The sequence below is a fragment of the Marilutibacter aestuarii genome (assembly GCF_006546775.1).
Lineage (GTDB): Bacteria > Pseudomonadota > Gammaproteobacteria > Xanthomonadales > Xanthomonadaceae > Marilutibacter > Marilutibacter aestuarii.
In genome coordinates, this window is sequence record NZ_VICE01000124.1 from 1 (window position 1) to 6,555 (window position 6,555).

At 68.8% G+C, this 6,555-nt stretch carries 7 protein-coding genes; all 7 read left to right on the plus strand.

From position 1 onward, the window contains the following. The coding region (accB, locus tag FKV25_RS12950) for an acetyl-CoA carboxylase biotin carboxyl carrier protein (RefSeq protein ID WP_141519219.1) at nt 1-248 on the plus strand (248 nt) is incomplete at its 5' end. 18 nt (nt 249-266) lie between these two features. Continuing rightward, complete coding sequence (locus FKV25_RS12955) at nt 267-686, plus strand: four helix bundle protein (protein WP_141519220.1); 420 nt, start codon at nt 267-269, stop codon at nt 684-686. After that, on the plus strand, nt 676-2,043 hold the full coding sequence (gene accC, locus FKV25_RS12960) for an acetyl-CoA carboxylase biotin carboxylase subunit (protein WP_141519221.1): 1,368 nt from the start codon (nt 676-678) through the stop codon (nt 2,041-2,043). Before FKV25_RS12955 ends, accC begins: the two co-directional genes overlap by 11 nt. Nucleotides 2,044-2,142: 99 nt before the next feature. After that, nucleotides 2,143-3,066: a 50S ribosomal protein L11 methyltransferase gene (prmA, locus tag FKV25_RS12965; RefSeq protein WP_141519222.1), complete on the plus strand. Its 924-nt coding sequence runs from the start codon at nt 2,143-2,145 to the stop codon at nt 3,064-3,066. A gap of 99 nt (nt 3,067-3,165) precedes the next feature. Beyond that, a complete protein-coding gene (locus FKV25_RS12970; RefSeq protein ID WP_141519223.1) occupies nt 3,166-3,960 on the plus strand; it encodes a DUF3426 domain-containing protein in 795 nt (264 codons plus the stop codon). A 124-nt stretch (nt 3,961-4,084) separates the two neighbouring features. After that, nucleotides 4,085-4,357, plus strand: coding sequence for a DNA-binding transcriptional regulator Fis (gene fis, locus FKV25_RS12975; protein WP_141519224.1), 273 nt, complete (start codon nt 4,085-4,087; stop codon nt 4,355-4,357). Between the two features lie 85 nt (nt 4,358-4,442). Then, nucleotides 4,443-6,041 (plus strand): bifunctional phosphoribosylaminoimidazolecarboxamide formyltransferase/IMP cyclohydrolase, encoded by a 1,599-nt coding sequence (gene purH, locus FKV25_RS12980; RefSeq protein ID WP_141519225.1) that lies wholly within the window; start codon nt 4,443-4,445, stop codon nt 6,039-6,041. Nucleotides 6,042-6,555: the final 514 nt, after the last annotated feature.

Below are 6,555 nucleotides of genomic sequence, written 5' to 3' on the forward strand. Positions count from 1 at the left end.
AAGCCCTGCCCGACGGCCACGTCGTCCGCGCCCCGATGGTCGGCACCTATTACGCCTCCCCGGCCCCGGACAAGCCCGCGTTCGTCAGCGTCGGCCAGTCGGTCAAGGCCGGCGAGACCCTGGGCATCATCGAGGCCATGAAGATGTTCAACCCGATCGAATCCGACGTCGCCGGCACCGTCGTCAAGATCCTCGTCGAGAACGGCCAGCCGATCGAATTCGACCAGCCCTTGTTCGTGATTGGCTGATACGTGGATTGGTGAGTCGTGATTCGTGATTCGCTCCCACGCCCCCACCAGCGCCTCGAGGTGTGGCACGACGCGATGGCCCTCGTGACCGGGGTCTACGAATACTCCTCGCGACTCCCGCGCGAAGAACGCTATGGCCTGGTGCCCCAGCTCAGGCGTGCAGCCATCAGCGTCCCCTCGAACATCGCCGAGGGCGCAGCGCGCGGCACCCCCAGGGAGTTGCACCGCTTCCTCTCGATCGCACGCGGCTCGCTCTCCGAACTCGATACGCAACTCGAGATCGCCGCCCGCCTCGAATATGGCAGCGCACCTGACGATCTGCAGCAAACGCTCGACCGCACTTTCGCGCGACTGAATGCACTGATGAAGAGCATCGCCGCGCGGGCGGACGAATCACCCATCACCCATCACCCATCACGGCTCCCAAATGCTCGATAAAGTCGTAATCGCAAACCGGGGCGAGATCGCGCTGCGCATCCTGCGCGCCTGCCACGCCCTGGGCATCCGCACGGTGGCGGTGCATTCCACCGTCGACCGCAACCTCAAGCACGTGGCCATGGCCGACGAATCGGTCTGCATCGGGCCGGCGCCATCGACCGACAGCTACCTCAACATGGCGCAGATCATCGCCGCCGCGGAGGTCACCGACGCCCAGGCCATCCACCCGGGCTATGGCTTCCTGTCGGAGAACGCCGACTTCGCCGAGCGCGTGGAAGAGTCGGGCTTCGTGTTCATCGGGCCGAAGGCCGAGACCATCCGCCTGATGGGCGACAAGGTCGAGGCTATCCGCGCCATGAAGGACGCCGGAGTGCCCTGCGTGCCTGGCAGCGGCGGTCCGCTCGGCGACGATGCCGACACCAACGCCAAGATCGCCCGCGAGATCGGCTACCCGGTCATCGTCAAGGCAGCCGGCGGCGGCGGCGGTCGCGGCATGCGCGTGGTCCACACCGAAGCGCACCTGCACAGCGCCGTGCAGACCACCAAGACCGAAGCCAAGGCCGCGTTCGGCAACGACATGGTCTACATGGAGAAGTTCCTGGAGAACCCGCGCCACGTGGAGATCCAGGTGCTTGCCGACGGCCAGGGCAACGCGATCCACCTCGGCGAGCGCGACTGCTCCATGCAGCGCCGCCACCAGAAGGTGGTCGAGGAAGCCCCGGCACCGGGCATCACGCCGGAGCAGCGGGCCGAGATCGGCCGGGTCTGCGTCGATGCCTGCATCCGCATCGGCTACCGCGGCGCCGGCACCTTCGAGTTCCTGTACGAGAACGGCCGGTTCTACTTCATCGAGATGAACACCCGCATCCAGGTCGAACACCCGGTCACCGAGATGGTCACCGGCATCGACCTGATCCGCGAGCAGCTCAACATCGCCGCGGGCCAGAAGCTCAGCCTGACCCAGGACGACATCGTGCTGGAGGGACATGCCATCGAGTGCCGCATCAACGCCGAGGATCCGGAGACCTTCATGCCCAGCCCGGGCCTGATCCAGCACTTCCACTCCCCGGGCGGCCCCGGCGTGCGCGTCGACAGCCATATCTACGAGGGCTACCGCGTCCCGCCGAACTACGACTCGATGATCGGCAAGCTGATCGTGCACGGCCCCGACCGCGAAACCGCGATCGCCCGCATGCGCGTGGCGCTCAGCGAAATGGTCGTGGACGGGATCAAGACCAACATCCCCCTGCAGCAACGCATCCTGTCCGACATCGGCTTCCAGCAGGGTGGCCAGAACATCCATTACCTCGAGAAGCGCCTGAAGGAACAGAAGGAAAAAGCGCTGTCGATTGTTTGACAACCGTGATGGGTGATTCGTGATTGGGGACTGCCGGTGCGGATCGTCCGCACCCGCACCCAAAACGAATCACGCATCGCAAATCACGAATCACGACTCATGCCCTTCCTCGAACTGACCCTGCCTTGCACCGAAGTCCAGCAGCCGCGCTACGAGCGTGCGCTCGAGGGCGTGGGTGCGCTCGCGGTGACGCTCGCCGATGCCCATGCCGATGCGCCCGACGAGCAGGCGATCTTCGAGCCGGGCGTCGGCCAGACGCCGCTGTGGGGCGAGATGGTGCTGACGGCGCTGTTCCCTGGCGAAACGCCGGCGGAATTGCTGCTGCAGGCCCTGTCGGCGGCGGACGAGGGGCTGGACTGGTCGCGCGCGGCGTTCCGCGAAGTCGAGGACCAGGACTGGGAACGGGCCTGGATGGACCAGTACGAACCGCTGCGCTTCGGCGAGCGTACCTGGATCGTGCCGTGGAACCATGAGCTGCCCGAGGGCGCCGACGCGACCGACGCCGCGGTGGTGCGCCTCGACCCGGGGCTCGCGTTCGGCTCCGGCACACATCCCACCACCGCGCTGTGCCTGCAGTGGCTCGATGCGCTCGCGGGCGAAGGGCGGCTCGCCGGCCGCGACGTGCTCGATTTCGGCTGCGGTTCGGGCATCCTCGCCCTGGCCGCGCTCAAGCTCGGCGCCGCCAGCGCAGTGGGCGTGGACAACGACCCCCAGGCCGTCACCGCGACGCTGGACAACGCCGAACGCAATGGCGTCGCCGATCGCATGGCCGTTTACCTCCCCGGCGACGAGCCCGCCCGGCGCTATCCGGTCGTCGTCGCCAACATCCTGGCCTCGGCCCTGGTCGAGCTGGTCGACACCGTCGCCAGCCGTGTCGCGGACGCGGGGGTGATCGCACTATCGGGGATCCTCGAAGGCCAGGAAGGCGAGGTCATCGCCGCCTATGCGCCCCACTTCGACGGACTGGTGGCCGAGCGTTCCGGCGACTGGATGCGGGTCACCGGCATCCGCCGTCGCGACTGAGCCCCGACCACCCGCGCAGCGCGCTTCGCCGGCACCGGACACGCTCCCGGACCCCGCACCGGTTCCGCTGCCGGCAACCCGCACCGTACACTCGGCACCATGTTCGTTCCCTGCTCCCATTGCGGCTTCCTGATCGCGCAGGCCCTCAAGGACGGCGCGACGCCAGCGCACTGCCCACGCTGCCGCGCCACCCTCGCCGATGCATCGTCCGGCACCACCGATGCGCCCCCGGCGTCGCAGCCCGACCCGACGCCCTCGCCAGGCGACACGTCCACCGCCGCACACGCGACATCCGTGACGCCCGCCAGCGTGCCGGCGCCCGGCCCGCAGCGACTCGAACCGAAGGCCTCCGACCCGGCCGGCGTGCGCCCGGTGGCGCGCGCCCATGGCCCCAGCTTCGCCCGGGTCCGCATCGACCAGTTGGCCGCCGCGCCGCGGTGGCCTGCCGTCCTCGCCTTGCTGTCGCTGTCGATCCTGCTGGCCATCCAGCTGCTGCTCGCCCAGCGCGCGGAGCTGGCCACCCGGGCCGCCTGGCGGCCGCTGCTCGATGTCGCATGCACCGTGTTCCGCTGTGAGCTCCCGCCCTGGCACGAACCGACGGCGTACGTGATGCTCGACCGCAGCGTCAGGCCCGTCCCGGACCAGCCCGGCCTGCTGCGCGTCAATGCGAGTTTCCGCAATGATGCGCGCTGGTCGCAGGCATGGCCCACGCTCCTGCTGACCCTGTCGGACGCCGACGGGCGGCGCGTCGGCCAACGCGCCTTCCGGCCCGACGAGTACCGGCGCGAACATGCCCCCGGCGAGACCCTCTCGCCCGGGCAAAGCACCACCGTCGCGTTCGAAGTCGTGGAGCCGGCCGCCCACATCGTGGCGTACAGCTTCGATTTCCGGTGAGTGTGAACACAGGCCGTGTTTCCCGTCGGGCAAGCGCGCTAGACTGGCCGACCCGCCCCATGCACTCCGTGCGCGCACCGCGCCACTCCGCGATGGGCGGACACGCTGCCCAGGGGAGTCCCAGTTGAACGCCGCCAACGACCGCACCGACACCAGCCGCCCGACGCCGCGCGTGCCCCTGCGCGACCACGTGGCGACGTCCATCCGGCGGTACCTCGGCGACCTGGACGGCTGCGACAGCGAGAACCTCTACGAGATCGCCCTGCGAGAGCTGGAGATCCCGCTGTTCGCCGAGGTCATGCAGCACTGCGAAGGCAACCAGAGCCGCGCGGCCGCGCTGCTCGGCATCCACCGCGCCACGCTGCGCAAGAAGCTGCGCGAGTACGGCCTGGCCTGACGGCCCGTCGGATTGGAGACACGCCCCCCGGACCGCGTGCCCGCTGCCGGTATAATCATCGGCCCCCTCGCCATGCCGATGCCCGATGACTGCCGCCCCGAACCCCGGCGCCGTGAAAATCCGCCGCGCCCTGCTGTCCGTGTCCGACAAGACCGGCCTGATCGAACTCGCCACCGCCCTGTCGGGCATGGGCGTTGAACTGCTGTCCACCGGCGGCACCGCCAAGGCGATCCGCGACGCGGGCCTGGCGGTCAAGGACGTCAGCGACGTCACCGGCTTTCCCGAGATGATGGACGGCCGCGTCAAGACGCTGCATCCGCTCGTCCATGGTGGCCTGCTGGGTCGCGCCGGCACCGACGACGCGGTCATGGCCGAGCACGGCATCGGCGCGATCGACCTGCTGGTGCTGAACCTGTATCCGTTCGAAGCCGTCACCGCGCGCGCGGATTGCACGCTGGCGGACGCGGTCGAGAACATCGACATCGGCGGGCCGGCGATGCTGCGCAGCGCCGCCAAGAACTTTGCCCGCGTCGCCGTCGCCACCGACCCGTCCCAGTACGCCCCGCTGCTGGAAGCACTCAAGTCCAACGACGGTGCGCTGTCGGCCGGCAAGCGCTTCGAACTCTCGGTCGCGGCATTCAACCGCGTGGCCCAGTACGACGCCGCGATCAGCAACTACCTGTCCTCGGTGGGCGACACCGCGGGCGAACTGCCGACGCGCACCACGTTCCCGGGCCAGGCCAACGGCAGCTTCGTGAAGGTCATGGACCTGCGTTACGGCGAGAACCCGCACCAGCAGGCAGCCTTCTACCGCGACCTGTATCCCGCACCCGGCTCGCTGGCGACCTTCGAGCAGTTGCAGGGCAAAGAGCTGAGCTACAACAACATCGCCGACAGCGACGCTGCATGGGAATGCGTGCGCCAGTTCGATGCGCCCGCCTGCGTCATCGTCAAGCACGCCAATCCCTGCGGCGTGGCGGTGGGCGTGGCCTGCGGCGACGCCTACGAGCTGGCCTACGCGACCGATCCGACCAGTGCGTTCGGCGGCATCCTCGCCTTCAACACGCCGCTCGACGGCGCCACCTGCAAGGCCATCCTCGACCGCCAGTTCGTCGAGGTGCTGATCGCCCCCGACTACGACGCCGAGGCGCTCGCCTACGCGAAGAAGAAAGCCAACGTGCGCGTGCTGCGCATCCCGCTGGCGCCGCCCTCGCCCGGCTTCATCGACACCAAGCGCGTGGGTTCGGGCCTGCTGATGCAGACCGCCGACGCCCGCGTGGTCACGCGCGACGAACTCAAGGTGGTGACGAAGCTCGCACCGACCGACGCGCAGTTCGAAGACCTCCTGTTCGCCTGGAAGGTCGCCAAGTTCGTCAAGTCGAACGCGATCGTCTACGCGAAGGACCACCGCACCATCGGTGTCGGCGCCGGCCAGATGAGCCGCGTGTATTCGGCGCGCATCGCCGGCATCAAGGCGGCCGACGCCGACCTGGTCGTCGAGGGCTCGGTGATGGCCTCGGATGCGTTCTTCCCCTTCCGCGATGGCATCGACGCCGCGGCTGCCGCCGGCATCAAGGCGGTGATCCAGCCCGGCGGCTCCATGCGCGACGCCGAGGTCATCGCCGCCGCCGACGAGCACGGCATCGCGATGGTGTTTACCGGCGTGCGCCACTTCCGGCATTGATCATGGACGGGGCGGAGCGCAGTGAGACGCGCTCCGCGACCGCTCGCCGGCAGGGCAGATGCGGTGCGAGACGCTTGCTGTATCGCACCCTGCGCTGCGCCCCTTTTCCGCCGGGAAGGGCCAGCGGCCGGTAGGCCGGCGTTGCAGGATGGAGCTCGCGAAGCAGAAATCCTTCGCGCGTCGTGGCCTTGAACGACGGTGGGTTTCGCGAAGTAGGACCCATCATTTCATCTTGCATGCGAGCACCCGACGGTGGGTTTCGCCTTTGGCTCTACCCACCCTACGAGACTGGGATCCAGCCTTGGCCTTGCCGGGGCCCCGGGTGCGCTTCGCTTACCCGGGCTACGCGGTGTTTCGTCGTTGCTGTTGGTCTTGACCTTGACCTTCGCGACCTTGAGGCCGCCGAGCACCGCAGGCCGTGGCGGCCGGAGAGGCGCCCTTGTCCGGGCGAAGCGAGTTTGGGCGCCGTGCCGCCATGGACGAGGCGCACAGGGGACCGGTGCGGCGAAGCCGG

Bases quoted from the DNA above. Each gene is read 5' to 3' on its own strand.
- accC (WP_141519221.1), top strand. From the start codon at position 676: ATGCTCGATAAAGTCGTAATCGCAAACCGGGGCGAGATCGCGCTGCGC.
- FKV25_RS12970 (WP_141519223.1), top strand. From the start codon at position 3,166: ATGTTCGTTCCCTGCTCCCATTGCGGCTTCCTGATCGCGCAGGCCCTC.
- prmA (WP_141519222.1), top strand. From the start codon at position 2,143: ATGCCCTTCCTCGAACTGACCCTGCCTTGCACCGAAGTCCAGCAGCCG.
- purH (WP_141519225.1), top strand. From the start codon at position 4,443: ATGACTGCCGCCCCGAACCCCGGCGCCGTGAAAATCCGCCGCGCCCTG.